Source organism: Streptomyces sp. NPDC088732, assembly GCF_044751205.1.
In the GTDB taxonomy this organism is placed as follows: Bacteria; Actinomycetota; Actinomycetes; order Streptomycetales; family Streptomycetaceae; genus Actinacidiphila.
Window position 1 is genome coordinate 116,871 of sequence record NZ_JBIVLI010000024.1, and the last position, 27,000, is coordinate 143,870.

The window sequence follows — 27,000 nt, forward strand, 5'->3', positions numbered from 1 at the left end:
CCCTCGCCGTTCATTCGGTCACTGGGCCAGCGGGTCACGAGCCCGCCGCGATGCGCAGCCGGATCGTGCGGGACTCGGGGCGGAGTGCGAACTCCGCCCACACGTCCGGCCCGCACGCCCGCGAGCCCAGGCCGTGCTGTGCCGCGTCGACGAAGAGGTGACTCGTCGTCGAGTGCGGCAGCTCGAAGGGGTGCGCGGCCCGCGCGATCTGCTGCGGGGTGTGGCGGCCGAGCGTGAAGCCCGGGCGGCGCCCGCGCGAGTCCGGGACCGCGGTGACGCGCAGTACCTCGCCGCCCGCGCTCGTCAGCGACAGCTCCCGCACCTGGGAGCGGTGCCCCGTCTCCTGGGGCCGCGCGTAGTCGGCGGACAGGTCGCGGATGGTGGACGAGAACCGGCCGGTGCGCGCCGCGCGCATGCTGTCGGGGTAGGACTCCAGCGGCCCGAGGCCGAACCACTCGGCGCCGTCGACCGGGGCCGTGCCGTCGGGCAGGTCGAACCGGATCCCGATCCGCGGCCACACCGTCGACCAGCCGCGCGAGGGCTCGATCTCCACGCGCAGTTCGAGCTCGCCGCCCTCGACCGACCAGACGGACTCCACCGTCACCGACAGGGCGGAGTCCGCCGCGGAGACCTTGGCGACGGTGCGCAGCGCCCCGTCCGCCTGCTCCACGGACACCAGCCGCGAGGTCAGCCGGTCGAGACCGTCGCGACGCCACAGTTCGGCGTGGGAGACCCCGGCGACGCCGGTGTCGGTCTCCTCGTTCTCCCCGGACGTGCCCTCGTCGTTGTCGGTGGGGGCACGGAACAGCTCCAGCCGCGGGCCCGCGACGTCGCGCCCGGCGAGGCGCACCAGCGACCCGCCCTCGAACTCGGCGATGCCGAGCGTCAGGGTGCCGTCGCCAGGCTGCCAGTCGCCGCGCGGCGGGACGGCCGGCGCGGGTCGCCGGGCCGAACGGTCCAGCTGGGCCGTGGCGATCACATGTCCCTCGTCCGCCCAGGCGGTCCCGGCCGCCAGTTCGGCGTCGATGGTGAGCCAGGTCTCCGCGTCGTCGGCCACCGCGATCTTCGGCAGCGGCACCCGCGCCGACTCGCCCGCCGCGACGACCGGCACCGCCAGGTCCCCGGCGTCCACGAGCCGTCCGTCGTGCTCGACGCGCCAGCGGAAGCGCAGGTCGGAGGTGTCGGCCGAGTGCCGCAGATTGGTGATCGCGACGTGGTCGGCGTCGACCAGGTTGAACCCGTTGATACCGCTGACACTGCTGAGCTCGCCGAAGGTGAAGCGGACCGGCTGCACGACCGCCTTGTACTCCCACAGGCCGGGGGTCGGGACGTCGTCGCTGAGCAGCATGCCGTCCATGACGAAGTTGCCGTCGTGCACGACCTCGCCGAAGTCGCCGCCGTACGCGTAGTACGGCGTGCCGTCCGGGGCCTTCGCGAGGATGCCGTGGTCGCGCCACTCCCACACGAAGCCGCCGTGCAGGCGCGGGTGACGGTGCACCAGTTCCTCGTACTGGTCGAGCGCGCCCGGGCCGTTGCCCATCGCGTGCGCGTACTCGCACAGCACGAACGGCTTGGTGCGCTGCCGGGCGCCCTGCGCGGGGGTGCAGTTCAGCAGCGGCGCGCGCGAGCCGTCGGTGCCGATCTGCTCGGTCTCGGGCACCGAGGCGTACATGCGCGAGTAGACGTCGGTGTACTCGCCCGCGTGGTCGCCCTCGTAGTGCACGGGCCGCTCGGGGTCGCGGGCGTGGACCCAGGCGGACATGGCCGCGAGGTTGGATCCGGTGCCGGCCTCGTTGCCCAGCGACCACATGACGATGCTGGGGTGGTTCTTGTCCCGCTCGACGGTGCGCTCGATGCGGTCGAGGTAGGCGGCGCGCCACGCCGGGTCGTCGCTGGGGTTGCCCACCCAGCCGAGCTTGTCGAAGCCGTGCGTCTCCAGGTCGCACTCCAGCACCACCCAGAACCCGAGTTCGTCGGCGAGGTCCAGCAGCCGCGGGTGCGGCGGGTAGTGGCTGGTGCGGATGGCGTTCACGTTGAACCGCTTCATGCGCGCCAGGTCCTCGCGGGCGTGCTCCTCGTCGAAGACGCGGCCGCGCTCGGGGTGGGTCTCGTGGCGGTTCATGCCGTGGAGGACGACGCGGCGGCCGTTGACCAGGAACCGGTCGCCGCGGATCTCGACGGTGCGGAAGCCCGCGCGCAGCTCGATGCGCTCCGCGGCCGTCGACACCGTCACGTCGTACAGACGCGGCAGCTCCGCCGACCAGGGCTCCACGCCGTCGACGGCGAACGGGGCCACGTCGGCCGCCGAGGCCCAGACCTTCTCGACGCCGAGTTCGGGGACGCGGAGCGTGACGGGGAAGGCGGCCGCCTCGGCGGTGATCTCCGTCTCGATCCGTCCGCGCCCGCCGTCGAACCCGGCGCGCAGCCAGACGTCCTCGATGCCGCCGGCCGGGCGCGCGAGGAGGGTGACGTCGCGGAAGATGCCGGGCAGCCACCACTGGTCCTGGTCCTCGACGTAGCTGGCCGCCGACCACTGGTGCACACGCACGGCGACGACGTTGCCGCCAGGGCGGACCGACGAGGTCACGTCGAATTCGTGGGCGAGGCGGCTGCCACTGGCGCTGCCGATCTCGTCGCCGTTCACCCACACCTTGAAGAGCGACTCGACACCGTCGAAGCGCAGCACGACGCGCTCGGCCCGCGACCAGTCGGCGGGCACCTCGAAGTGGCGGCGGTAGTCACCGGTGGGGTTCTCGTCCGGGACGTACGGCGGGTCGATCGGGAAGGGGTACTGCACGTTCGTGTAGATCGGCCGGCCGTGGGCGCCGTCGCCCTGGAGCACCCAGTGGGAGGGCACCGGGATGCTGTCCCAGCCGCTGTCGTCGAAGCCTTCGGCCGCGAAGTCCTCTTCCGCCGGCACCGTCGGCGACAGGTGGAAGCGCCAGTTCCCGTTCAGCGACCGGGAGGGGGCGTCGGAGTGCAGCCACGAGCGCGCCGGGCGCAGCGCGCCACGCCCTGGCGAGGTGTCCGAAACGTACGCGGAAATGGGGGAGGGCACGAGGTCACAACTCTTTCTTGCTCACAAAAGGGTCCGGACGCCGGACGGGTGCGCCGACCCGGACGACCGGGGCCCGATGGCCCCGGTCACCCGGCGTCGTGCGGAGAAGGCCGGCTCTGGGGAGGTGGGGCGAACTCAGGGGCGTTCGCCTGTGCCGTGGATCATGGATGTGTCGGTCACTGTGACGTCGTCCTTCGCGTGCGCCTGCTGTCTCCCTACCGGACCACGACCGTGCGGATCTCCCAGGGACCGAGGGGGAGTTCGAGTACGCCCTCGGCCCGCGCCGTGGACAGCGGCCGGCCGAGCAGGTCGACCGTGGTGGCCTCGGTGAACGCGCCGGTCACCCGGGCGGTCGCTCCCGTGCCGGTCATCGCCACCATGCGGACCTCCGTGCCGGCGCCGCGGTCGTCGCCGGTGACGCGGCGGATGCCGGAGACGAGGACGTCCGCGCCCTCGACCCGCAGGCCCGCGGCGTCGGGGGGCAACTGGCCCCCGGCGGACGCGGTCCCGCGGGTGACCAGCACGTCGTTGCGGAACTCCGCGGCGAGCGCGACGGCGTGGGCACCCTGCCAGCCGGTCGCCGAGGGCACCACGGCGAAGCGGTTCTCGATGCGCACACCGAGGTCCTGCGCGCCCGGCACCGGGATCTCGCTCGCCGCGGGCTCGTCCCGCAGCGGGTGGATGTTGACGCTGATCGAGCCGATCGCGCGCAGCAGGGTGATGGCGAGTTCGGCGCCGTCGCCGACGAGTTCGTACTCGGCGACGTGGTCGAGCAGGACGTTGGCGGCCCCGGCCGACACGAACTCGGTGGCGGGGAAGGTCGGGATCGGGTACTCGCCCCAGCCGCCCTCGGAGGTCAGCCCGCGCTCGGTGACCGCGAACTGCCCGGCGGAGGCGGAGCCGGCCGCCGGCTGCGGCAGCGGTACGTGGAAGCGCAGCCGGTGGTCCGCGGACTGGTTCAGGAAGGACGTCGAGACGCGGACGAACGGCTCGCCCACCCGCACCTCCACGAGGGTCTCCACCGGGGTGGCCACGGTCCGGGCGCTGCGGACGTCGCGGTCGGAGGAGAGCTCGGCAGGCCACTCGTAGACGCGGGTGACCCGGATCCGCGAACGCAGCGGGCCGTCCTCGAGGAGTTCGACGGTGACGTCCGCCGGCTCCGACACGAGCACGTCCCGCGCCGGGGGAGCGTAGTTGTAGCTGTCGCCGCGGTCACCGCCGTCGACGAGGCGGCCGACCCCGTGCAGCACGGTGCCGTCGGCGCCGGTCACGTCCAGCGTGCCGTCGGCGGCGACCGCGACCTGGACCAGGCCGTTCGTCAGCGTGCGGTCCTTCGCGGTGGCGGGGGCGTACGCCGTCGGCTGCGGGGCGGGCAGCTCGCTCGGCGCGACGCGGAAGCCGGCGAGTCCGGAGGCGGGCACGTGGACGGGCACCAGCGCGGTCGCCCGGGCCTCCTCCAGCGTGAGCACCCGCCACTCGCCCGGATGCGCGGCGGCCGCCGCGGCGACCTCCCGGCGCAGGATGAGCAGGTCGAACGGCCCGCTCGTCGGGACCTCGGCCAGGTGGAAGACGAGCGAGCCCGCGGTCAGCTCGTAGTGGTCGATCAGCCGGCCGAAGAGCTCGCGGCGGTGGATGCGGCGCAGCACGCGTTCGAGCTGCGTGGCGTCCATGCGCTCGTCGCTGAGCACGGTCGGCGCCTGGGAGATGAGCTGCACGGGGTGCGCCGAGCCGTCGGCGGCGGTCGCGACGAGACGCGTGCCCTCCGGCGGGGCCACGACATCCACCTCGGCCAGTGCCGTACGCGGGAACGGCAGCGGGTTGGCGACCAGGTGAGCGTCGCTCGGCATCCGCGCGGCGGGCTCGGCCAGGGCCGCGTCCCGGACCGCGCGCGCGGCCTGGGCGGCCTCGGCGAGACGCGCCTCGACCTGGTCGGAGGTCTCGTCGGTGCCGGAGCCGACCACGGAGTCGTGCGCGGACGACTCGATGATCTTGTGCCAGGCGAGCGACAGGAACGGGGAGTCGTCCCGCTTCGACCACAGCGCGTTCACCCGCTCGGCGTGGTCGATGGTGCGCTCGGCCGCGGCCATCCGCTGCTTGAGGGCGAGCCGCACCGAGAGCACGCCCGGCAGGATGTTGCCGCGCACGTGGCTGCGCAGTTCACCGGTGACGACGGCGGATACCTCGTCGCGCACGTGCTCGCGGATGTACTCGTCGAGCGTCGCGATGGTGATGGCGCGCTCGTCGCTGGAGGCGCGCCGCAGCCAGGCCGCCAGCTGCGGGTCGGGCGCGTTGTGGTCGGTGCCGGCCATCGCGAGCACCGGGTCGTTGCCCCAGCGCCCGGCCGTCATCTCCGCGTACTCGCCGAGCGCGCGCCTGATCTGGTCGGGCACGAGCAGGACGTCGAGGCCGTTGTCGTAGCCGTCGAAGAGGAACTCGGTGCGCACCTCGGAGCCGTCGGGAGCACGCCAGCGGAAGGCGTGGCCCTCGACGGAGCCGGGGACACCGCGCCACAGCGCCGCGTGCTCGATGCCGGCGCGCGCCAGGATCTGCGGCATCTGCGCGACGTGGCCGAACATGTCCGGCAGGTAGCCGATCGGCATGGAACCGCCCAGCTCGGCCGCCGCCGCCCAGCCCATCTGGAGGTTGCGCACGATGGTCTCGCCGGAGCACAGGAACTCGTCGAGCAGGATGAGCCACGGTCCGATGGCGAGCCGGCCGTCGGCGACCAGGGCCTTGACCCGGTCGCGGTTCTCCGGCCGCATCTCCAGGTAGTCCTCGATCGCGGCCATCTGCCCGTCGACGGTGAACCGGAAGTCCGGGTTCGCCTCGGCCGTCTCCAGCACGGTGTCGAGGGCGGCGACAAGCCGGTGCCGGAACACCTGGAACGGCTCGTACCACTCGCGGTCCCAGTGGAAATGAGGAACGAAAACGGCGGAGTCGGCGGAGTTGTGCATAGCGCGGGGGACCTTCTGTTGCGGGTGGCGGGAGAGCCGGGGGCGGGGGAGCGGTGCCGCGGAACTACTTCAGGGAGCCGGAGGCGAGCCCGGTGCGCCAGAACCTCTGGAGGAGGATGAACACGATGATCACCGGGACGATCGAGACCAGCGCACCGGTGATCACGGATTCCTGGAGCAGGGGGGCGCGGGCCGTCTGGCCGTTCCACTCGTACAGGCCGAGGGTGATCGGGAAGAGCGACTCCTTCTGCAGCATCACCATCGGCAGGAAGAAGTTGTTCCAGATCGCGACGAACTGGAACAGGAAGATGGTCACCAGCGACGGCGCCATGAGCCTGATCGACACCGAGAAGAACGTGCGGAACTCGCCCGCGCCGTCCAGGCGCGCCGACTCCAGGATCTCCTCGGGGACGGCGGCGGCGGTGAAGATGCGGGCCAGGTAGACACCGAACGGGCTGACGATGCTGGGCAGGAACACCGCGAGGTAGGTGTTGACGAGGCCGGTCGCCGAGAACAGCAGGAACAGCGGGAGCGCGAGAGCGGTGGTGGGGACCAGGACGCCGCCGAGGATGACGGAGAACAGGAACTCCCGGCCCCGGAACCTGAACTTGGCGAGCGCGTAGCCGCACAGCGCGGAGATCAGGGTCCCGACGGCCGCGCCCAGCACCGCGTAGATGACGCTGTTCAGCGCCCAGCGCCCGAAGATGCCGTCGCTGCGGGTGAACAGCAGCTTGAGGTTGCTGAAGAGGTCGAAGTGCGAGAACACCAGGCCGTTGGTGGAGGCGAGGTCGCCCTGCGGCTTGGTCGCCGCGACGATCAGGAAGTAGATCGGCAGCAGGAAGTAGATCGCCAGCAGGAGCATCAGCGCCATGACGGCGGTCCGGCTGACGCGGCTTTCGCGGGTCAGGGTCTGGTTGCTCACAGTCCCGCCTTCCTCGAGGTGAGTCGCATGAACCCGAAGCTCAAGACGAAGGTGATGACGGCGATGACCACGGAGATCGCCGCAGCCTGCTGGTAGTTGTTCCCGGAGGCCACCGCGTAGGCGAGCATGTTCGGCGTGTACGTGCTCGAGATGTTCGAGGAGATCTGGCGCAGCACGGCCGGCTCGGCGTAGAGCTGGAGCGTGCCGATGATCGAGAACACCGTGGTCAGGATGATCGACGGGGCGATGATCGGGACCTTGATCTTCCAGGCGATGGCCCAGTTGCTCGCACCGTCGAGCTTGGCGGCCTCGTACAGCTCCTGCGGGATCGCCTGCAGCGCCGAGTACATGATCAGCATGTTGTAGCCGGTCCACAGCCACGTGGAGACGTTCGCCGCCGACCACAGCACGGCGCCCGGGCCGAGGAAGTCGGGCTGGAGGCCGATGCCCTTGAGGGCGTCCACGAGCGGGCTGAGCTGCGGGGAGTACAGGTACGACCACATGATCGCGGCGATGACGCCGGGCACCGCGTACGGCATGAACGCCGTGATGCGGAAGAACGCCTTGAGCTTCAGCAGCGGGGTGTCGAGCAGCAGCGCCATGATCAGGGCCACGAACAGCATGACCGGCACCTGCACGACGCCGAACAGGCCGATGCGCCCGATGCTGCTCCAGAACTCCGCGTTCTGGAAGACCTGCACGTACTGCTCGAAGCCGCCGAAGGTCGTGTACGACGTGCCGTACTGGCCCCCGGTGCGGCGCACGACCTGGAAGCTCTGCCACACGGCGTAGCCGACCGGCACCAGGTAGAACAGCACGAACGGGAGGAAGAACGGGGTGAGGAACGCGATGATGGTGCCCGCCCGGGGGCCGCCGCCGTTGAGACGACGGCGGCCCCTTCCGGCCGCCACCACGCGCGTCGCGCGGGTTGCGATGTCAGTCATCCGCGGTCACTTGCCCGCGGCAGCCGGGATCGCCTGGTCCTTCATCGACTTCAGCGCGGCGGCCTGGGCCGCGTCGAGCGCGTCGGTGAGCTTGCCGTCACCGGCCGCGGCCTTGGCGAGCGTGTCCTGGAGCGCCAGGTTCACCGTCTTCTGGGTGGGACCCCAGGAGAACTTGGTGTCGATGTTCTTGGACGACTCGGCGAAGACCTCGAAGATCTTCTCGTTGTTGTAGTACGGGACGCCCTCCGAGAGCGCGGGGAGCTGCGCGCCGGCGGTGGCCGCCGGGTAGAGGCCGCCCAGCTTGTTCTCCATCGCGAGGGCCTCGGGGTCCGAGTTCAGCCAGTCGTTGAACTTGACCGACTCGTACAGGTGCGTGTTGCCCTTCATGAACGCGACGGTGGAGCCGCCCCAGTCGCCGGACGCGGCGCTCGTGCCCCAGGTGGGCATCGGGACGATCGACCACTTGCCGGCCTGCTTGGGCAGGTTGTCGCGGAACATGCTGTAGCCCCAGGCGGCGCCCACGTAGGTGGCGATCTGGTTCTTCTGGTACGCGGCGTACATCTGCGTCGAGCCGTGCGCGAGGTCGGTGCGTACCACCTTTTCGTCGATCAGCTTCTGCCAGTAGTCGGCGACCTGCTTGCTCTGGTCGGACGCGACGGTGACGTGCCACTTGTCGCCGGCGTACGAGTACATCTCGGCGTTGTTCTGCCAGAGGAGCCCGTTGAACCACTCGGCGTTGTTCGGGTCGAAGAACGTCATGCTGAGGTTGGGGTCCGCCTTGTGCAGCTTCTCGGCGTCCGCGGCGTACTCGTCCCAGGTCTTCGGTATCGCGATGTTGTGCTGCTTGAAGATGTCGCTGCGCACGTAGAGGGCCATCGGGCCGGTGTCCTGCGGGAAGGCGAACACACCGGTGTCGCCGAAGCTGGTCTGCGACCAGGTCCACGGGACGAACTTCGACTTGGCCGCCGTGGCGTCCTTGCAGGCGGAGACGTCGACGAAGGCGTTCTGGGTGCGCAGGAAGGGCAGTTCGTCGTAGCCGACCTGGGCCAGCTCCGGCGCCTTGCCCGCCTTGAGGGCGTTGCCGATGGTGCCGTACTGGTCGTTGGAGATGTTCTTCATCTCCACCTGGATGTCCGGGTTCTTCTTGTTCCACAGGGCGACGACCTGGTCCATGCCCGGAACGGTGTTCCAGTACTGGAGGGTCACCTTGCCCTTCGCCGGCTCGCAGGAGCCGGCGGCGGCGGCATCGGCCTTGGGGTCGGGCGACGAGGAACACCCGGCGAGTACGGCGACACTGGCCGTGGCGGCGACGGCGGCGACGGCCGCGAGGCGGATGCGCGTGACTGTGTTGCTCATTATTTCCTTACCAGAGAACGACTAGCGACGACGCTAGACGGGTCGACGTTGACACCTCAGGCGGGATGCCTTCTGGCCGGAAGGGACAGGTCGCAACGGTGCCGGTTCAACTGCCGTGCGCCGTGGCGGAAATCAGCAAGCCAAGCATTCTGTTCTCGTGAGCGCTCCCGTGAACGTTCACGTGAACGCTCACGGGGACGTTCTGAATTGTTCGAGAGTGTGCGCTCCGGCGCGGGCGAGTGTCAAGACATTCGGTCACAGATGTGTCCTGGAGGTTACGCGGACCCGCCCAGCCGCAGCTCGGCCCGGACGACCAGGGCCTCCTCGCCCAGCGGTTCGGCGCCGGTCAGCAGCCGTGCGACCTGGTCGATGGCGAGGGCGCCGAGCCGGCGTGTGTCGAGGGCGACACTGGAGAGCGGGGGCTCGACGAGCGCGCCGAGCTGAAGGCCGTCGAAGCCGATCACGGCGAAATCCCGCGGGACGCTCCTGCCGAGCCGGCGGGCCTCGCGCAGCGCGCCGATCGCGATGATGTCGTTGAAGGTGAACACCGCGGTGACGTCCGGATGCGCGGCGAGCAGCGCCCTGAGCGCCGCCCCGCCGCCGTCGGCCGACTGGTCGGCCCCCACCACCCGGCCGGCGTCGACCCCGTACGCCCGCGCGGCGGCCGTGAACCAGTCGCGGCGGATGCTCGGCTCGGCGCGGCCGCCGTGGTCGAGCATCCCGATCCGCGTGTGGCCCTTGGCGACCAGGTGCGCGACCGCCGCGTGGACGCCCTGCTCGCCGTCGATCCGGATCGAGGTGAACCGCGCCGAGTGGTGGGGCCGGCCGATCAGCACCACGGGGACGCCCCGGGTGAACCGCTCCAGGGTGTCCTCGGAAGCGCTGAAGTAGCCGACGACGGCGTCCACCTGCGAACCGATCACCTGGAGCGTGCCGAGTTCCTCCTCGGGCCGGTCGGCCGTGTCGTAGACCACGACGTGCCAGCCGCGGGCGCGTGCGGCCTCCAGCGCGGCGGCGGCGACCTCGGTGAAGAACGGGTTGAGCAGGTCGGGGATCACCAGCCCGATGGTGGTGGTGTCCTGCCGGACCAGACCGCGGGCGAACCGGCTGGGCCGGTAGCCGAGCTCCCGGGCGGCGTCGAGCACGCGCTGCTTGGTCAGCCCGTCGATCTCGTCCTTGTCGTTCAGCGCCCGCGACACGGTCTGCCGCGACACCCCGGCGGACCGGGCGACGTCATGGATCGTGACCCTTCGTGGCTCCGTCCCCGACGACGACACCATCGCGCACCTCCCGCTGACTGCGGATGCCGATGCTCCCGCAGGGCCCGAGTATGCCTGCCCCGCGCGCGGTGCGGCGATCCGCGCCCGCGGGTGTGATCTTGGACTCCGTGCACGTGGCGGGCGCGCCCGTGCCCCTGTCCGGCCTTCGCGGGATAACCGGTTGCGGCCCGGTCGGCGTCCTCGGTACGGTCCGCGCATGGCCAGCACGCCCCGTGTCTCCTAGCTCGGACACCCGCTTCGACGCCACCCTTGTGTCCTAGAGCTGTCACGGAGTGCAACCATCATGAAAACCCCTCGTGGTTCCGGCCTGCTCCGGAACCGGGACTTCTCACTGCTGCTCGGCGGCCAGCTGGTCTCCGCCGTCGGCGACCAGGCCCACTTCATGGCCCTGCCCCTGATCGTGCTGACCCTCACGGGGTCGCCCTCCCAGGCCGGGTTCGTCCTCGGCCTCGGCACCCTGTCCTTCCTGGCGTTCGGACTGGTCGCCGGCGCCCTCGCCGACCGGTGGGACCGCAGGGCCACCATGATCGGGTGCGAAGTCGGCCGGACCGCGCTCACGGCCGGTGTCGCCGTCGCGCTGTGGCTGGACCGGCTGACCATGCCCCAGCTGTACGCGACGGCCCTGCTCACCGGGGTCCTGAGCACGCTCTTCCAGGTCGCGAGCACCGCGGCGCTGCCCAACGTCGTCGCTCCCCGGCAGCTGACCGCCGCTCTCGGCCTCCAGCAGTCCGCCGCCGGCGCGGTCGGCGTCCTGGGGGCCCCGCTCGCCGGTGCGCTGTACGCCGTCGGGCGGACCGTGCCGTTCGCCGTCAACGCGGTGTCCTTCGCGGTGTCCGCGGCCTCGCTGCGCCTGATGCGTGCCCGGTTCCAGAAGGACCGGCAGGACGTGCGGCCCGCGGCCCGGCTCACCACCGAGATCCGGGAGGGGATCGGCTGGCTCTGGCACCGGCCCGTCATCCGGTTCCTCACCCTGGTGTCGGCCGCCGACAAGGTGCGTTACGGCGCCGGGTACCTGCTGATCATCACCCTTGCCCGGCAACTGGGCGCCTCGGCACTGTGGATCGGCGTCGTCTTCGGCGGCGCCGCCGTCGGCGCGATGGCGGGGGCACTGGTGGCGGACCGGGTCACGCGGCGCTTCCCGCTCGGGCGGATCGCCATCGTGATGCTGTGGCTGGAGGCGCTGATGTTCCCGCTGTACGCGCTGGCCCCCCACCCGGCGCTGCTGGCCGTCGTCGCGGCCGCCGAGTCGCTGGTGGCCCCCGTGTACACGGTGGCCATGACGACCCATCAACTGATCGTCACCCCGGACGAGTTGCGGGGACGGACGAGCAGCGCGACCGCGACGCTGACCACGGGGGCCCTGTCGCTCGGCACACTCGCGGGCGGTGTGCTGATCACCGTGCTGGGCGCCCGGCCACTGGTCTGGTGCTGCGGTGCGTGGCTGCTCGCCCTGGCCGTCCTCACCACGGCCAACCGGGCCGTGCGGGAGGCGCCGCGGGCCGGCGCGGCCACGTGGCACGAACCCCTCGGCGCCGCCGCGGTCGCGGACGCGCCCGGCTGAGGACGGCCCCGGGTCGACGGGGGAGAGGCGCGGGCAACGCCGGCGCCTCCCTCCCGCTCAGGTGGCGACCTTCTCCAGAGCGGCGGCGAGCGTCCTGATGTCCAGGCCGCCCATGTGGTCGAGGAAGTGCCGGCGCACGGAGGCCAGGTTGGTCGGCCAGGCCTCCTGCAGGCGGGCGAAACCGCTGTCGGTGAGGACGGCGTTCCAGCCGCGGGCGTCCTCCTCGGACCTGACCCGCTGCACGATGCCCTGCTTCTCCAGCCGCTGCACCACGCGGGTCATCCCGCTCAGCGACAACTCGCAGATCGCGGCGAGATCGCTCATCCGCAGCTGCCGGCCGGGGGCCTCCGACAAATGCATCAGGGTCAGGTACTCGATGAGGGGCATCCGCTGCTCACGGACCAGGTCCGTGTCCAGGGCGCGCGGCAGGGCGTAGATGACCCGCGCGAGGGACCGGACGAGCGCCTCCTCGTCCGGGGTCAGCGGCTGCGGTGGGGACTGTGGCATCCGCCCACTTTAGTTGCCCGGTGAAGGACGCGTCGGCGCGCCGGGCCGGTGCGCGGGAAGAGGGACAGGCCGGACTTCCCGGCCGGTAGCGTGACCGCCGTGAGGGTGGGCACCGAGGAGACACGGCTCGTGATCCTGCGCGGCAACAGCGCCTCCGGGAAGTCGAGCGTGGCGGCCGGCATCCGCGAACGGTTCGGCCGGGGCCTGGCCCTGGTCGGGCAGGACAACCTCCGCCGGGTCGTGCTGCGGGAACGGGACGTGCCCGGCGGTGCGAACATCGGGCTGATCGACCTGACGGCCCGTTACGCGCTGGACGCCGGGTACCACGTCGTCGTCGAGGGCATCCTCCGCGCCGACCACTACGGCCCGATGCTCGCCCGGCTGCGCGAGGACCATCGCGGCCCGGCACACGGCTTCTACCTGGACGTTCCCTTCGAGGAGACGCTCGCCCGGCACGCCGGCAAGCCGATCGCCGCCGATGTCCCGCCGGAGGTGCTGCGGTCCTGGTACCGGCCGCTCGATCTGCTGCCGGGCGGCGCCGAGGCCGTGATCGACGCCGGCAGCGCCCTGGACGCCACCGTCGACCGCATCATGGGGACAGCGGCCTGGCCGGCCTTCCCGCGCTGGAGCACTGACCCCGGGCCCCGGGTCCCGGCCGCCGGGCGGCGGCCGGGACCGTCGAGCGGTGCGGCCGTGTCAGCCCAGGGGCGGGGTGACGCCGTAGGACCAGTTGTGGCCCAGCTCGCTCTCGCGTTCACCGGCGACCGGGAGCGCGTCGAGGCGGGCGATCTCCTCCTCGGTGAGCGCGAGCCCGGCCGCGCCGGTGTTCTCCTCCAGCCGGGAGACGTGCAGGGTGCCGGGGATCGGGACGACTCCGGGTGCCTTGGCGAGCAGCCACGCGAGGGCGACCTGGCCGGGTGCGGCGTCGTGCGCCGCGGCGATCTCCCGTACCGTCCCGACGGCCGCGAGGTTCGCGTCGAAGGCGTCCTGGGAGAAGCGGGGCATCCGGCGCCGGTAGTCGTCGGCGGGCAGGTCCTCGCGTGAGGTGATCCGGCCGGTGAGCATGCCGCGGCCCAGCGGGCTGTAGGGGACGACGCCGATGCCCAGCTCGCGGCAGAGCGGGAAGACCTCGTGCTCGATGTCGCGCGACCACAGGGACCACTCGGTCTGGACCGCGCTGATCGGGTGCACGGCGTGGGCGCGGCGGATCGTGTCGGGGGCGGCCTCGCTCAGCCCGAGGTGGCGGACCTTGCCCTCCGCCACCAGCTCGGCCATGGCGCCGACGGTCTCCTCGATGGGGACGGAGGGGTCGACGCGGTGCTGGTAGTACAGGTCCACGTGGTCGGTGCCGAGCCTGCTCAGGGACCGTTCGAGCCGCTCGCGCACGTACTCGGGGCGGCCGTTGATGACGGGCGGTCCGTCGGAGGTCAGCGGGCGGACGATGCCGAACTTGGTGGCCAGGGTCACCTGGTCGCGGCGGCCGGCGACGGCCTTGCCGATGATCTCCTCGCTGCCGGCGTAGACGTCGGCGGTGTCGATGAGGGTGACGCCGAGTTCGGCGGCGCGGCCGATCAGGGCGTCCGCGGTGCCGCCGGTGGTGTGCTCCTCGCTCTGCCCGTAGGGGCGGCCGAAGCTCATGGCTCCGTATCCGACGGCGCCGACGGTCAGGCCGCCGGAGCCGAGGGGGCGCTGGGGAATGGACATGCGCAACCTTCGTCGTTCGTGTCGGGACGTGCCGCGGACAGGTATGTCCACGACTGTGGACATCATAAGTCCACAGTCGTGGACATGTGAAGCGCGGGTCCCGCGAGGAGGCCGGCGACCTCGTAATCTGGTCACCATGACCTTGGACGACCAGCCCCCCGCCGCCGCCCGCCGCAGGGACGCCGCGGCGACCCGGGCGGCGATCCTCAGCGCCGCCCGCGAGGTGTTCACCGAGCGCGGCTACGACGGCGCGGGCGTGCGCGAGATCGCCCGCGCGGCCGACGTGGACACGCGGTTGATCAGCCGCTACTTCGGCTCGAAGGAGGGCCTGTTCGCCGAGGTCGTGGACCTGGCTTACGAGAAGTCCCTGATGATGACGCCGGAGCACAACGCGGAGGCGGCCCGGGCGCTGCTGAGCGGCATGGACAAGGCCGCGTCCGACGGCCTGCTGCTCACCCTGCGGTCCGCCTCCAACACCCGGGCGTCGGCCATCATGCGGGAGAGCATCGAACGCAACTACCAGCGCCGACTGGCCGCGGCACTGCCCGGCGACGACGACGCCACCGGGCGCGCCGCCGTGCTGATCGCCATCTGCTCGGGCGTGCTGCTCAGCAGGCTTGTCCTGGGCCACACCGCGCTCAACAGCCCGGACGTGGAACGGCTGGTCCCGTATCTGCACGCAGCCCTCGACGCGGTGGCGAACGCGCCGGGCCCGAGCGCGGAGGAACCGCGGAAGTAGCCGGTCCGGCGGCGCCCCGTTGCCGTCGGTGAAGCGCGTGCGCAGCCGGACTGCCCTGGATCGGGCGGATGTCGCGCGGTGCGTCGAGGGGCGGCGGTCGTAGCGGTCGACGGACGCCTTGGGCCGGCTTCCCCCGGGGTCAGAGTTCCCCGAGGGCCGTGCCGAGTTCGAGTTCGGTGCGGGACCGCTCCTGCAGTCCGCGCTCGAAGAGAGCCGCGACGCGGGCCCCGCTCGCCGGGTCGCGGGCCAGGGTCTGGAAGAAGCCGGCGTCGACGTGGACGTCCTCCTTCGGCGCGAGCCCCGCCGCGTTGATCCGGCGCTTGGCGATCCGCACGGCCGGTGCGGGGAACGACGCGACGCGCTCGGCGAGGCGCTCGACGTAGGGGACCAAGTCGGCGTCCGTCAAAGCCTTGTTGACCACGCCGATGCGTTCGGCCTCGCGCCCGTCGATGTCCTCGGACCCGAGGATGATCTGCATGGCATGGCCCCGGCCCGCGAGCCGCACGAGGTGCTGGACGGCGCCCGCGCCGGGGAAGGTGCCCACGCCGACCTCGGGCTGTCCGATCACCGCACGCTCCAGTGAGGCGAAGCGCATGTCGCACGCGTAGAGGAATTCGGCGCCGGCCCCCCGTGCCCGGCCTTCGAGGACTCCGATCGTGACGGGCCGCGCCTCGCTGAGCCGCCGGTACAGCGCTCCGAGGCTGATGTCGTCGGGGCCGCCGGAGGTCGCCGTCGCCGCCGTGTACTCGGCGATGCGCTTGAGGTCGACGTGCGGGATGAAGAAGTCGGGGTCACCGCTCCGGAAGACGACGACCCGTACGTCGCCGTCCTTGTCGGTGTCGTCGAGCAGCGAGATCAGGTCCGCGACGAACCGTTCGTCGATCAGGTTGATCGGGGGATTGCCGATCGTCGCCCAGAGGACGCCGTTGCGCGGTTCCGCGGTGATCGTCGAGTAGGTCCAGCTCATCGGTCCACATCTCCTCTGTTCCATGTGCTTGCTTTTCGCAAGTGGCATGTCTACCTTGACATCGCCACTTGCTCTTTGCAAGTGAGAAATCCGGCATCTGCCGCATGGCGATCGCGTTACGCGCAAAGGAGGCTCGGCATGGTCGAGCGCACGGAAGAGCTCATCCACCTCCCCGACGGGACGGTGCTCGGCGCCTGGCTGTTCGTGCCGGAGGAACCCGGGCCGCATCCGGCCGTCACGATGGCGCACGGCTTCGGGGGTACGAAGTACCACGGGATCGAGCCGATCGCCCGCGCGCTCGCGGAAGCGGGGTTCGTCGTCTCGCTCCACGACCACCGCGGCTTCGGTGAGAGCGGTGGCGAGCCGCGCCAGGACATCGATCCGTACCGGCAGATCGAGGACTGGCGGCGGGTCGTCGCGCATCTGCAGACCCTCGACGTGGTCGACGCCGACCGCATAGGAGTGTGGGGCACCAGCTACGCGGGCGGACACGCCCTGGTGCTCGGAGCCACCGACCGGCGCCTCAAGGCCGTCTACGCGCAGGTGCCCACCGTCAGCGGGTCGCAGAGCAGCCGGCGGCGCGTGCCCCCGCACATGGTCGGCCCGCTGGAGGCGGAGTTCGCCGCGGACGAGCTGGCGCAGGCCCGCGGCGAGGCACCGGCCACCAGGCCCTTCGTGAGCGACGACCCGGCGGTGACCGCGTCCTACCGCAACGCGGACGCCATCCGCTTCTATCTGGAGCACGGCATGCCGGAGGGCGTCTGGGAGAACAAGGTCACGCTCCAGTCCAACCGGCGCTCCAGGTCCTACGACCCCGGTCACTGGATCGACCAGATCTCGCCGACCCCGCTGATGATGGTGGTCGCCACCCACGACGCCGTCGCCCCCACCGATCTGGCGCTGAGCGCCTACGAGCGCGCGCTGGAGCCCAAGGAGCTGGTCCTCCTGCCCGGCGGCCACTTCGCCCCCTACACCGGCAGCGGCTTCGAGGCGAGCACCGCCGCGGCGGCGCGGTTCTTCCGCACGCACCTGCGGGCGGAGTGAGGCGGCGGGGTGTCCTGCCGGGACGGGCGGGACACCCCCTGCTCTACAATCGCAAGCACGTCGTGAGGGGAGTCACCGGTGAAGCGTCGAGAGCTGGGGGATTCGGCCTGTCCCATCGACCGGTCGCTGTTCGAGGTCGGTGACACCTGGACGCTGCAGATCCTCCGGGACGCCATGCACGGTGTCACACGGTTCACGGACTTCAGCAGGAACATCGGGCTGGCCACCAATGTGCTGACCGCCAGGCTGCAGAAGCTGGTGTCGGTGGGCATCTTCGAGATCCGCGAGACGGGGCCCGGCAACTCCCACGAGTACGTGCTCACCGAGAAGGGCAAGGACTTCCACACCGTTCTGGCGGCCCTGCGGCAGTGGGGGCAGAAGCACCTGTTCGACGACGACGAGCCGATGAACCGCGTCGTCGACGCCCGCACCGGTCAGCCGCCGCAGCCCCTGACGCTCACCGCGCCCGACGGCAGGGAGCTGACCTCGGACGACATGCTCCTCGTCCGGTCGCGCGCGGCGGACCCCATCGAGAAGGCCGTGCCCCTCGACACGCCCCGCCGCCGTCAGGCGCGCGCCGCCCGCCCCCGCGGGACGGCCGGCCCGGAGCGCTGACACCGTCCGCCGCTCGCTCAGCCCCTGCCGGGCGGAGCCAGTGCGACGCGGGCGACGACCGGGAGGTGGTCGCTGCCGGTGGCGGGCAGGGTGCGGATCCGGCCGACGGTTCCGGAGCGGGCCATGACCTGGTCGATCCGGGCGACCGGGAACGCGGCGGGATAGCTGAAGGCGAAGCCCCGTTCCGCGACGTTCAGCCGCGTCGTCAGCGGGGCCAGCCCGCGGTCGTCCACGGTGCCGTTGAGGTCGCCGAGCAGGACGAGCGGCAGCACGTCCTCGGCGGCGACGGCCCGGCCCAGCAGGCGCGCGCTCTCGTCGCGCCACGAGGACGCGAGGCCGCCCGCGCCGACACGGACCGAGGGCAGGTGGGCCACGAACACCGCGACCCGGCCGTGCGGGGTGGCCACCACCGTCCGCAGGCCCCGGTTCCAGTCCTCCGGGATCCCCCGGGGCCTTATGTCGAGCGCCCGGGTCCCGGTGAGCGGATGCTTCGACCAGAGCCCGACAGTGCCCACGACGGCGTGGTGCGGGTACCCGGCGGCGAGCGCGCTCTCGTACGCCGGGAGCGCCGGGGGCGTCAGCTCCTCCAGCGCCACGAGATCGGGCCCGGCGGCGGCCAGGGCCCTGGCCGTGCCCGCCGGGTCGGCGTTCTCGTCGCTGACGTTGTGCTGCACCACGAGCAGGTCGTCGGCGCCGGGCTCCGCCCCGGGCAGGAGCAGCCCGCCGAACAGGTACGTCCAGGAGGCCACCGGCAGCAGCAGGGCCACCAGCGCGAGGGCCGAACGGCGCAGCAGGGCCATGCCGAGCAGCACCACGATGCCCAGCCCGAGCCACGGCAGGAAGGTCTCCAGCAGACTGCCCAGGTGCCCCACGGAGTTGGGCACGGCCCGGGGGAAGAGCAGCAGGCCGGCCGCCGGCACCGCGAGCGCGGCGACCACGCGCCCCCGTCCCGGGCCCCGTTGTCCCGGGCCCCGTTGTCCCGGAGTCTGTTGTCCTGGAGTCCGTCGTCCCGCCCGCTGGAGCGTCACAGCCTTCACCTTCGCCGTCGTACCTTCCTCCGCCCGTGCCGCGTTCGGCAGCGGCGGCCCCGTCCCTCAGGACGAGTCGCCGGGTGAAGCGGTTGCCACGCGCCTGGCACGCGAGACGACGGCGTGTCAGTTTCGCGGTCCGGATCCCGCCATGTCCACGGTGCGCCACTCCGGCGTGCGGATGTCGCCGCGGAGCCGGCGTCCCTGCTGCTCACGCCCGTACGGCGGGGGCGGCGGCTGCCCCGTTGCCGCGCGCGGAGGCGACCGGAGCCCCGCCGGGCCATTGGTATCGTGAGAGCGGCAGCACGAGCACCCCTCCCGCCCCGCGCGGCTGCCGCGCGCACGGCACGACCACCACCCCCGCATGGACCGGATGAACCCCACCACAGCACGTACCCCCGTCAGCCCCCTCTTCGTGGGCCGGGAGGCCGAGCTGGCCGGACTGGTGGAGGCCGCCCGTGCGGCGGAGAGCGGTGACGCCCAGGCCGTGCTCGTCCGCGGAGAGGCAGGGGTGGGCAAGACGCGGCTCGTCGAGGAGCTGCTGCGGGCCCTCGGGCCCGGCGCGGCCGCCGTGGCGGTCGGCGGATGCATCGAGGTCGGCGGCGACGGCTTCCCCTTCGCGCCGTTCTCGGAGATTCTGCGGACCCTGTGGCAGCGGTTCCCCGACGAGGTGCGCAGGGCGAGCGCGGGCCACGAAGCCCTGCTGGCGCGGGTCCTGCCGGACCTCGGCCATCCGGTGCCGGTGCCCGCCGTGCACCGGGACGGCGACGTGACACGGCTGTTCGCCCTGATCACCCGCATCCTGGAGGGCCTGGCGTCGGACCGGCCGGTGGTGCTGGTCATCGAGGACCTGCACTGGGCCGACGCGTCCACCCGCGATCTGCTGGGCTTCCTCCTCCGCACCCGGCGCACCGGCAGGCTCCTGATCGTGGGGACCTACCGGTCCGACGACGTGTGCAGCGGGCACCCGCTGCGCCCGCTCCTGGGGGAGCTGGACCGGCTCCGGTCGGTGCGCCGCGTCGGCCTGTCCCGGTTCACCCGGAGTGAGGTCACCGGGCAGCTCACCGGCATCCTCGGTGCGCCGCCGGACCCCGGTGTCGTGGACGACATCTTCGCCCGTTCCGACGGCAACGCTTTCTTCGTCGAGGAACTCGCCCGTGCTCACCGCGACCGCGTCGGCACGGGTCTGGACGACCTGCGGGACGTCCTGCTGACCCGGCTGGAAGCGCTGCCGGAGGAGAGCCAGCGGATCGTGCGCACGGCCGCCCAGGGCGGCGCCGTGATCGGGTACCCGCTGCTGAAGGCCGTGGCGGGGCTGCCCGAGGACGCGCTGATCGACGCGCTGCGCGCGGCGGTGCTGGCGCAGATCCTCGTTCCGGAACCGAACGGCACGGACTACCGGTTCCGGCACTCGCTGGTGCGCGAGGCCGTCGGCGCGGCACTGCTGCCCGGCGAGCAGGCCCTGATCAACCGCCGGTACGGGGAGGTGCTGGAGGCGGACCCGTCACTGGTGCGGGCCGAGGAACTGACCGGGCGCCTCGCCCAGCACTGGTACGCGGCCGAGGACACGGTGAAGGCGCTGCACATGAGTGTCGCGGCGGCCGAGGAGGCACGGAACCGGTGCGCCTACGCGGACCAGTTGCTGCTGCTCGAGCGCGCCCTGCACCTGTGGGACCGGGTGCCGGACGAGGACCGCGTGCACCTGCCCGCGCTGCGGTTCCCGGAGACGTACCCGAACGGGGCGCCGGGCGAGGAGCCGGGGCCGTGCCATCAGCACCTGCTCGCCACCGCGACCGTCGCGGCCATGCACAGCGGCGACTTCGAGAAGGCGCTGCACCTGGTCGACACCGCGCTGGCCGACCTCGCGGAGGTGGAGGCGGACCACCCCCTGTACCTCGCGTGGTTCTGGACGCAGCGTTCGCGTCTGGTGGAAGGGCTCAGCCGCGGGGACGGCTGGCACGAGGTGCAGACCGCGCGGAAGGCGGTCGCGGCGCTGCCGCCGTCGGTCGTCGGGGCCGAGGTGCTGGTGCGCCTCGCCAACTGGGGGGCGATGCACCGCCCCGGGCCCGCCAGCCGGGCCGACGCCGAGCAGGCCGTGGAGTACGCGACCCGCGCGGGCGCCGAGGAACTGGCCCTGCACGCCCGCCTCACCCGCTGCCTGCTGGACGCCGACACCGACACCGACGGCAGCGTCGTCGACGAGCTGTACGCGGTCCGGCGGCGGGCCGAGGAACTCGGCGAACTCACCCTCGCCGGCCGGGTCAACCAGAACCTGCCGTCGATCCTGGAGGGGGTCGGCCGGTCGAAGGAGGCACTTGAGGCGGCCGACCACGGCATCGCCCTGTGCCGGTCGCTCGGTCTGACCGACCGCGAGGCCTGGGTCCACTCCAACCGGTCGTTCAGCCTCTTCTCCCTGGGCCGCTGGGACGAGGCCGGGGCGGCACTCGACGAGGCGGCGGCCCTGGCCCGCGCCCGTCTGCCGCGCTGGACGTTCGAGGCCCGCCGCGCGGTCCACCTGCTGCTCCGCGGGGAGGTGGACGCCGCCGCGGCGCAACTGGCACTCGCCGAGGAACTGCGCGGCACGGAGAAGCTCCAGGCGCAGCTGCTGGTCGCGCTCAGCCATTGCACGATGGAGATCGCGGCGCGGCAGGGCCGTCTCGCGGAGGCCCGCGCGGAGTTGCTGCGCGCCGACGACGCCGGACTGACCGTCGGCCCGGTCCGGTGGTCGCTGCCTCTGCTCTGCACCGCGGCGGCCGTCGAGGGCGCGGCGCGCCGGTCCGCGCCCGGTGGTGCGTCCCGTGAAGTGCTCGACGTCCTGCACCGCGCCGCCGCCCGCCAGGAGGCCGTCCTGCCGGTCTCGGCCGCCTACGCGCGGTTGCTGCGGGCCGAGTTGTGCCATGCGGAGGGGGACGACGATCCGGCTCCCTGGTCCGCCGCGGTCGCCGCCTTCGCGCGCACCGAGCGCGTCCACGAGTCGGCCTGGGCACTTCTCGGGGAGGGGCGCGCCCTGCTCGCCGACCGGCGGCGGGACGCCGAGGCGCGCGACCGGCTGGCCCGCGCGCACGCGATCGCCACCCGGCTCGGCGCGGGCCTGCTCCTGTCCGACATCGGGCAGTTGACCGGCGAGGACGGCGGGACGCCCCCGGCCGGCGCGCCGGAGCGGGAGGAGGCTGCCGACGCGGGCGGCGGACTGTCCGCCTTCGGACTCACCCCGCGGGAGTCCGAGGTCCTGGGGCTGGTGGCCCGCGGATACAGCAACCGCCGCATCGCGGAGGAGCTGTTCATCTCGCAGAAGACCACGAGCACCCACGTCTCCAGCATCCTCGCCAAGCTCGGTGCCTCCGGCCGCACCGAAGCCGCGGCCATCGCCTACCGGCACGGCTTCCCCGCCTCTCCGTGAGGTGAGGCTCCGTCAGAAGCCGAAGGCCTTGGTCGTGTAGGCGCACTCCGTGTAGATGTAGCCGGACCTGAGCTTGACGGTGTCGGACGCGGGGGTCGTGCCGGCGCCCGCGTTGGACTTGTGCAGGAAGTACGTGGTGCCGACGGGGAGCCGGACGGTCCGCTGCGGGTAGTGCCGGGCGCTGTTCTGGCAGGGCTTGAACCCGATGAGACTGGGCTCCAGGAGGGAGTACGTGGTGCAGCTGCCGCAGGCGCCCAGGGTGAGGCTCCCGGTCACCGGCCCGGTGTAGTAGACCGTCACGGCGTGCGGGCTGTCGTTCTTGATCGTGACGGAGATGCTTCCGCCGGAAGCCAGCGTCGGCAGGTGCTTGCCGGCCGCGGGCACTTCGCTCGCGACCTCGGCGGCTATGGCGTACTTGCCGGCCAGCGCCCGGCGCTTGTCCGACCTGTTGTCGGCGACGAACTTGTTCATCGTCTGCGCCGCCTCGTCGAAGTCGCCGTCCTTGTACTGGTCGACGCCGCAGGCGTAGACGCCGGCGTCGGCGCTGTTGTCGGCCCGGCCGGCCTGCTGGGCGATGGCTTCCGACGTGTCCGCCCGCCCGCTCCGCACGCCCCCCACCTGGGTGCCGAGGGTGCGCAACCGCTCGACGGCCGCGCAGGGGTCGGAGCCCCGCACGGCGTTGGCGGCCTTGTCGACGGCCGAGCCGATCGCCGGCGCGACCTTCGCCGCCTGCGCCGAGTCGGGGAAGTCGTTGAGGAGGTCGCCGAAGAGCCCGGGCCAGCCAGTGGCGTTCGTGGCCAGACCCTGCGACGCGCACTCGTAGAGCGAGGTGGCCAGCCGGTCGTCGGGCCACTCGGCCAGGCTGCCCAGTTCCTTCTTGCCGATGGTGGCCGGGACCGTCCGCAGATAGGTCAGCTCCGGGATCGCGCCGCAGTAGTCCTTCTGCGCGTAGGCGGCGCCGACCGTGCCGTAGTACGTCTTCAGCCGGTCGGGCACCTTGCCGGCGGCCCGGGAGTCCGGGTGGTCGGCCCGCAGGTCGCGGTAGGCGCGCAGGGCCTGCCGGTAGCCGTTCTCCGCGGCCGTGAACGGCCGGCCCTCTCCGGCGCGGACGAGCCGGTCGGCCTGGTCGAGCCGGTCCAGGAGCATCTGCTCGGTGGCCTCGTCGCGCGCCATGTCGTACAGCACGACGCCTCCGGCGGGCACGGCCAGCAGCACCAGACCGAGCGCGATGGCCAGGGGAGCCCCCGTGGGCCACGCCAGCCGGGTCCGCAGTCCGGCGACGGCGCCGTGGACCGCGGCCAGCGCGAGGACGACCAGGTAGCCGACGACCACCCCCGAGGACACGCCGTCGGGGTCGGCCGGGAGTGCCACGAGGAGCAGGACGCCGGTGACGAGCCAGCACGCGACCATCAGGCCCCAGCGCCGCATCAGGGCGTAACCGAGACCGAGGCCGCTGAGGTTGAGCAGGGCCACCGCCACGGCACGGAGGCCGTCCGGCGGTACGGGCGGTGCGGGCGGCGGGGCCGACGGCATGGGCGGGATCACGAACCCGTACGGATTGCTGTGCGGCGTGTTGCGCGGGTCGTTCCAGGGATTGCCGTACGGATTGCCCTGTGGTCCCTCGGACATGGCGGCTCCCCCCGTCGGCAATGCCCGAACGCTTTAACTTGTCAGTGTACGGACGACAGTGCCGCCTCGACAGGGGGATTCCCGCGGGCGCTGAGGGATCGTCATCAGGTGTGCACAGCACCGCCGTTGGGCATGTGCGTCGGACGATGTCCGGCGGCGTCGCGGGCTTGCGGGCCCGCCGGCGGAAAGGACTCTTCCCGAAGGCAGGGCTCCTTTACCGGGACCTGGTGAACCGTACCCCTGTCAACGGGGCCCGATTCACCCACCGTTCGCCCCTGCGTCCGCCGATGGCTTCGTGCGCAACCTCGTCACTTCGGGATCGGCGGCTTACCATGCGCATGCGGACGTGAGTGGCACCTGGGGGAGGGGCACTTGTTCGGCAGCATGCGTGACGACACGTCAGACATTCGGGACACGGCGAACGACCGGCGGCGATCGGGGGAACTGCCGCGCGGGGTACGACTGTACCGGCCGCGGTCCGACGGCGCCGTCGTCCTCACCGACCGGGACGGCTCCCGGGAACTCGGGCCGGGGCGGGACCTCCTGCCGTTCATCGACGACGGCCAGTTCGCCCACTACCTCGTCGGGGACGCCGCCACGTCCCCCGAGCGCCCCTCCAACGCCACCGTCAAACTCGGCATCGTCGGCCCGCGGAGCGCCTTCACCCCGCACGCCCACGGCGGGGAGCACTTCGTCCTCAGCCTCGGGTACGCGGCCTGCGGCCTGTACGACAGCGAACGCGCCGCGACCTGCGAAGTCCTGCTCACCCCCGGCGAGCTGATCCGGATCCCGGAGATGATGCCGCACTCCTTCGGCAACCGGGACACCACCCCGCTGACCATCCTCGCCGCCAACACCGGCTACGGCATCGACCACGAGGACTACGCGATCACCGCCGCCGAGGCGGAGCGCAGGGCGGCCGACCCGTCGCACGGCACCGCGACGCTACCACCGGGCACCCGCACGGGCACCCTCGCCCGCACGGACTACCGGGTCCTGGCCGGTGCCCTGCGCGACATCGAACGGGCCCAGCGGTCGCACGGCCCGGGCGCCACCACCAGGAGAGAACGGCTGGCCGCCCGCCTGCGCGGGCTCGCGCGGGGACTGGAGGGCCGCCGGTGATCTGCCCGCACTGCAACGTGTCGCTGCTGCGCAAGGAGCGGCCGGACAACATCTGCAGCAAGTGCGGGCGGCGGTTCGCCCTGGACCCAAAGACCAACAAGATGCGGCTCAGCGACCTCCGGGTGGTCCGGGTCGTCCAGCGGGTCACCGAGGACGGCGCAGTGCCGTGCGTGCCCGGGCAGTTGTGGTACGCCGCGTCCCGCAAGGCCTTGCGGGGCACCAAGAGCGGGACGGGCTGCGCCGTGGTGCTCACGCTCGGCGGCATCGGCGCCGGACTCCTGGGGGCGGCGGCGAACATGACCTCCTACCGCGTCATCAGCGTGCTGGCGCTGCTCGCGGCGTCCGGTTTCGTGGTCCTGCGCGTCAGAGGTTTCGGCCGGGGCCGCCCACGGCTGGCCCGCGCGGACTTCCGCGGCGGCCCGCTGCGGGAATGGGAGTTCGTCTACGGAGCACTGCCCCGCGGTGTGATCGACGACACCGCCTATCCGTTCGCCCCGGGCCCTCGTGAGCCGCACGCGCCCGCGTCCAGCCATCCGCCGACGCGCGGGCTCGTTCTGGTCTGCCCCGACCGCGCCATCGCCGTCTTCCTCGACGCGACGGGGCTGACCTCCCGTTACGGGCTCACCCTCGCCATCGACCCGGAGACACTGCCGCGCTCACCCGGCCCTCGTCCTGTGCTGGTGCTCCACGACGCCGACGCGCACGGGCTCGTGCTCCCCGACCTCGTCCGCACCGTGCTGCCGGACCGCCTGGTGATCGACATCGGCCTGCCGCTCGACGCCGTGCACGGTGTCAAGCGCGCGGTGCCGGTGCGGGGCAAAGCGCCCGCGCCGCACATCGTGCGGGCGCTCGAGAAGAGCGGGAGGTTCAGCCCCCGCCAGCTGAAGTGGCTGCGTCGGGGCTGGGGGTTCCCGCTCGTCGGAGTGCCGCCCGCCAAACTGCTGGCCGCCGTCTCCCGGGCCGTCGAACGGGCCGGCGCGACAGCCGATCCGCAGTGGGAGCGCGCGTCCGCCGCCGGCTTCATGACCTGGCCCGAGGAGGGCGGATGATCTGCCCCCACTGCCGGAGCCCACTGCTCGGCAAGGAACGCACGGGCGGCGTGTGCTCGCGCTGCGGCCGCGCGTTCGCCCTCGACCCCAAGGTGCACGGCCGCGGCATGCACGACAGCCGCATCCGGCGGGTCGTCGAGAAGGCCACCGACGGGGGGCGCCTCAACGTCACCGTCACGCAGCTGTGGTACCTCGCCCGCACGTCCAACCGCTTCTGGCCGGCGGCACCGGCGAGCGGACGCTCGCCGTGGGTGGGCGGCGCGGCGGCGGTCGTCCTCCTCGGCGGGCTCATCGCACTCGGCGTGGCCGTACGCGGAGTGCCCCTCGGCGGCCTCCTGTGGTTCGCGGGCCTGTGCGTGTCCGGACTCCTGTACGTGCTCGCGAAGGGCGAACCGCGCCGTCCGCCGCGCGGCGCCGGCGCGTCCGTGGTCCCCGCGGAGGGCGACTTCCGGTCGCTGCTGCGACTGCGATGGTCCGCCGTGTACGGAAACCTGCCGCCCGGGATCGTGGACGACCGGGAACTCCTGAAGGGGCCCGGCGACCCGGCCACGAACGGGGACCCGGCCGCCGGTGGGGAACCCGACCCGGCCCCGGAGCCGGTGGAACTGCTCTGCCCCGACCCCGCCGTCCGCTGCTTCCTGACGGCCAACGCGATTCCGCGGCGCCTGAATCTCCACCTCGCCGCCGAACTCGGCGAGGTCTCCGCCACCGGGCCGGTGGTGGTGCTCCACGACGCGAGCGTGCGCGGCCTCCAACTGCTCGCCGACGCCCGGGCGACCACCCCCCGGCGGGTGGTCGTGGACGCGGGGCTGCCGGTCCGGGCGGTGATGGGCAACGAGAAGGCCGTCACCCTCCACGAGGTGCCGCCCGCGAGGGTGCTGCTGGACCGGCCGGGATGGCTGCGGCAGCTGGCGGAGCGCGTCCCCGAGGAAGCCGACTGGCTGCTCCAGGGCTGGTACAGCCCCGTCGCCGCGGTGCCGCCCGCGGTGCTCGAATCAGCCGTCGTGCGGGCCGTGGGCGAGGCCCGCGCCATCCCCGACGACGAGGCGCGCGCGGCCGCGGCCTTCGGCTTCCTCAGCTGGCCGCGCCCCTCTGTGCCGCCGATGAAGGACGGAGACTGA

General features: G+C 72.5%; 19 protein-coding genes and 1 pseudogene. 9 read left to right on the forward strand and 11 right to left on the reverse strand.

Features of this window, described 5'->3' with window-relative positions; genetic code table 11:
- Nucleotides 1–34 precede the first annotated feature (34 nt).
- The 6 genes from ACIP9H_RS33180 to ACIP9H_RS33205 form a co-directional block, all read right to left on the reverse strand.
- Nucleotides 35–3,058 carry a glycoside hydrolase family 2 TIM barrel-domain containing protein gene (locus ACIP9H_RS33180; RefSeq protein ID WP_401962532.1) on the reverse strand — a complete coding sequence of 1,008 codons (3,024 nt, stop codon included), beginning with the start codon at nucleotides 3,056–3,058 and terminating at the stop codon, nucleotides 35–37.
- 215 nt (nucleotides 3,059–3,273) lie between these two features.
- Entirely contained in the window at nucleotides 3,274–6,012 is a 2,739-nt protein-coding gene (locus ACIP9H_RS33185; RefSeq protein ID WP_401962534.1) for an alpha-mannosidase, read from the reverse strand.
- Nucleotides 6,013–6,076: 64 nt separating this feature from the next.
- The gene (locus ACIP9H_RS33190) at nucleotides 6,077–6,883 is read right to left on the reverse strand and encodes a carbohydrate ABC transporter permease (protein WP_401583813.1); all 807 of its coding nucleotides are present in this window, start codon (nucleotides 6,881–6,883) and stop codon (nucleotides 6,077–6,079) included.
- A gap of 47 nt (nucleotides 6,884–6,930) precedes the next feature.
- Nucleotides 6,931–7,878 (reverse strand): carbohydrate ABC transporter permease, encoded by a 948-nt coding sequence (locus ACIP9H_RS33195; RefSeq protein ID WP_401583444.1) that lies wholly within the window; start codon nucleotides 7,876–7,878, stop codon nucleotides 6,931–6,933.
- Between the two features lie 6 nt (nucleotides 7,879–7,884).
- Nucleotides 7,885–9,234 (reverse strand): ABC transporter substrate-binding protein, encoded by a 1,350-nt coding sequence (locus ACIP9H_RS33200; RefSeq protein ID WP_401583442.1) that lies wholly within the window; start codon nucleotides 9,232–9,234, stop codon nucleotides 7,885–7,887.
- 275 nt (nucleotides 9,235–9,509) lie between these two features.
- The gene (locus ACIP9H_RS33205) at nucleotides 9,510–10,514 is read right to left on the reverse strand and encodes a LacI family DNA-binding transcriptional regulator (RefSeq protein ID WP_401583440.1); all 1,005 of its coding nucleotides are present in this window, start codon (nucleotides 10,512–10,514) and stop codon (nucleotides 9,510–9,512) included.
- Between the two features lie 283 nt (nucleotides 10,515–10,797).
- Between ACIP9H_RS33205 and ACIP9H_RS33210 the strand changes: the two genes are divergently transcribed.
- A complete protein-coding gene (locus ACIP9H_RS33210; protein WP_401583438.1) occupies nucleotides 10,798–12,075 on the forward strand; it encodes an MFS transporter in 1,278 nt (425 codons plus the stop codon).
- A 57-nt stretch (nucleotides 12,076–12,132) separates the two neighbouring features.
- Here ACIP9H_RS33210 and ACIP9H_RS33215 read toward each other — a convergent pair whose 3' ends face one another.
- The gene (locus ACIP9H_RS33215; RefSeq protein ID WP_401583436.1) at nucleotides 12,133–12,582 is read right to left on the reverse strand and encodes a MarR family winged helix-turn-helix transcriptional regulator; all 450 of its coding nucleotides are present in this window, start codon (nucleotides 12,580–12,582) and stop codon (nucleotides 12,133–12,135) included.
- 90 nt (nucleotides 12,583–12,672) lie between these two features.
- On the opposite strand from ACIP9H_RS33215, the pseudogene ACIP9H_RS33220 reads away from it, so the two are divergent.
- A pseudogene (locus ACIP9H_RS33220) lies at nucleotides 12,673–13,217 on the forward strand (kinase).
- 61 nt (nucleotides 13,218–13,278) lie between these two features.
- Here ACIP9H_RS33220 and ACIP9H_RS33225 read toward each other — a convergent pair.
- Nucleotides 13,279–14,286: an aldo/keto reductase gene (locus tag ACIP9H_RS33225; protein ID WP_401583434.1), complete on the reverse strand. Its 1,008-nt coding sequence runs from the start codon at nucleotides 14,284–14,286 to the stop codon at nucleotides 13,279–13,281.
- 136 nt (nucleotides 14,287–14,422) lie between these two features.
- On the opposite strand from ACIP9H_RS33225, the gene ACIP9H_RS33230 reads away from it, so the two are divergent.
- Nucleotides 14,423–15,025, forward strand: a complete 603-nt coding sequence (locus ACIP9H_RS33230) for a TetR family transcriptional regulator (protein ID WP_401583432.1) — start codon at nucleotides 14,423–14,425, stop codon at nucleotides 15,023–15,025.
- A 139-nt stretch (nucleotides 15,026–15,164) separates the two neighbouring features.
- Here ACIP9H_RS33230 and ACIP9H_RS33235 read toward each other — a convergent pair whose 3' ends face one another.
- Nucleotides 15,165–15,992, reverse strand: a complete 828-nt coding sequence (locus ACIP9H_RS33235) for an enoyl-CoA hydratase/isomerase family protein (protein ID WP_401583431.1) — start codon at nucleotides 15,990–15,992, stop codon at nucleotides 15,165–15,167.
- 138 nt (nucleotides 15,993–16,130) lie between these two features.
- On the opposite strand from ACIP9H_RS33235, the gene ACIP9H_RS33240 reads away from it, so the two are divergent.
- Nucleotides 16,131–17,036, forward strand: coding sequence for an alpha/beta hydrolase (locus ACIP9H_RS33240; RefSeq protein WP_401583430.1), 906 nt, complete (start codon nucleotides 16,131–16,133; stop codon nucleotides 17,034–17,036).
- 78 nt (nucleotides 17,037–17,114) lie between these two features.
- Nucleotides 17,115–17,651 (forward strand): winged helix-turn-helix transcriptional regulator, encoded by a 537-nt coding sequence (locus ACIP9H_RS33245; RefSeq protein WP_401583428.1) that lies wholly within the window; start codon nucleotides 17,115–17,117, stop codon nucleotides 17,649–17,651.
- A 17-nt stretch (nucleotides 17,652–17,668) separates the two neighbouring features.
- Here the strand turns inward: ACIP9H_RS33245 and ACIP9H_RS33250 are convergent, their stop codons facing one another.
- The gene (locus tag ACIP9H_RS33250; protein WP_401583427.1) at nucleotides 17,669–18,589 is read right to left on the reverse strand and encodes an endonuclease/exonuclease/phosphatase family protein; all 921 of its coding nucleotides are present in this window, start codon (nucleotides 18,587–18,589) and stop codon (nucleotides 17,669–17,671) included.
- A 463-nt stretch (nucleotides 18,590–19,052) separates the two neighbouring features.
- Here ACIP9H_RS33250 and ACIP9H_RS33255 point away from each other — a divergent pair, with 463 nt between their 5' ends.
- A complete protein-coding gene (locus tag ACIP9H_RS33255; RefSeq protein ID WP_401583425.1) occupies nucleotides 19,053–22,079 on the forward strand; it encodes a helix-turn-helix transcriptional regulator in 3,027 nt (1,008 codons plus the stop codon).
- A gap of 12 nt (nucleotides 22,080–22,091) precedes the next feature.
- Here the strand turns inward: ACIP9H_RS33255 and ACIP9H_RS33260 are convergent, their stop codons facing one another.
- Complete coding sequence (locus tag ACIP9H_RS33260; RefSeq protein ID WP_401583424.1) at nucleotides 22,092–23,708, reverse strand: hypothetical protein; 1,617 nt, start codon at nucleotides 23,706–23,708, stop codon at nucleotides 22,092–22,094.
- 384 nt (nucleotides 23,709–24,092) lie between these two features.
- Here ACIP9H_RS33260 and ACIP9H_RS33265 point away from each other — a divergent pair, with 384 nt between their 5' ends.
- Genes ACIP9H_RS33265 through ACIP9H_RS33275 form a run of 3 tightly spaced genes read left to right on the forward strand, consistent with a single transcriptional unit; the run spans nucleotide 24,093 to nucleotide 27,000 of the window.
- On the forward strand, nucleotides 24,093–24,830 hold the full coding sequence (locus ACIP9H_RS33265) for a cupin domain-containing protein (protein WP_401962545.1): 738 nt from the start codon (nucleotides 24,093–24,095) through the stop codon (nucleotides 24,828–24,830).
- Nucleotides 24,827–25,879: a hypothetical protein gene (locus tag ACIP9H_RS33270; protein WP_401583420.1), complete on the forward strand. Its 1,053-nt coding sequence runs from the start codon at nucleotides 24,827–24,829 to the stop codon at nucleotides 25,877–25,879. The genes ACIP9H_RS33265 and ACIP9H_RS33270 overlap by 4 nt, the downstream gene beginning before the upstream one ends.
- Nucleotides 25,876–27,000 (forward strand): hypothetical protein, encoded by a 1,125-nt coding sequence (locus ACIP9H_RS33275; RefSeq protein ID WP_401583418.1) that lies wholly within the window; start codon nucleotides 25,876–25,878, stop codon nucleotides 26,998–27,000. The genes ACIP9H_RS33270 and ACIP9H_RS33275 overlap by 4 nt, the downstream gene beginning before the upstream one ends.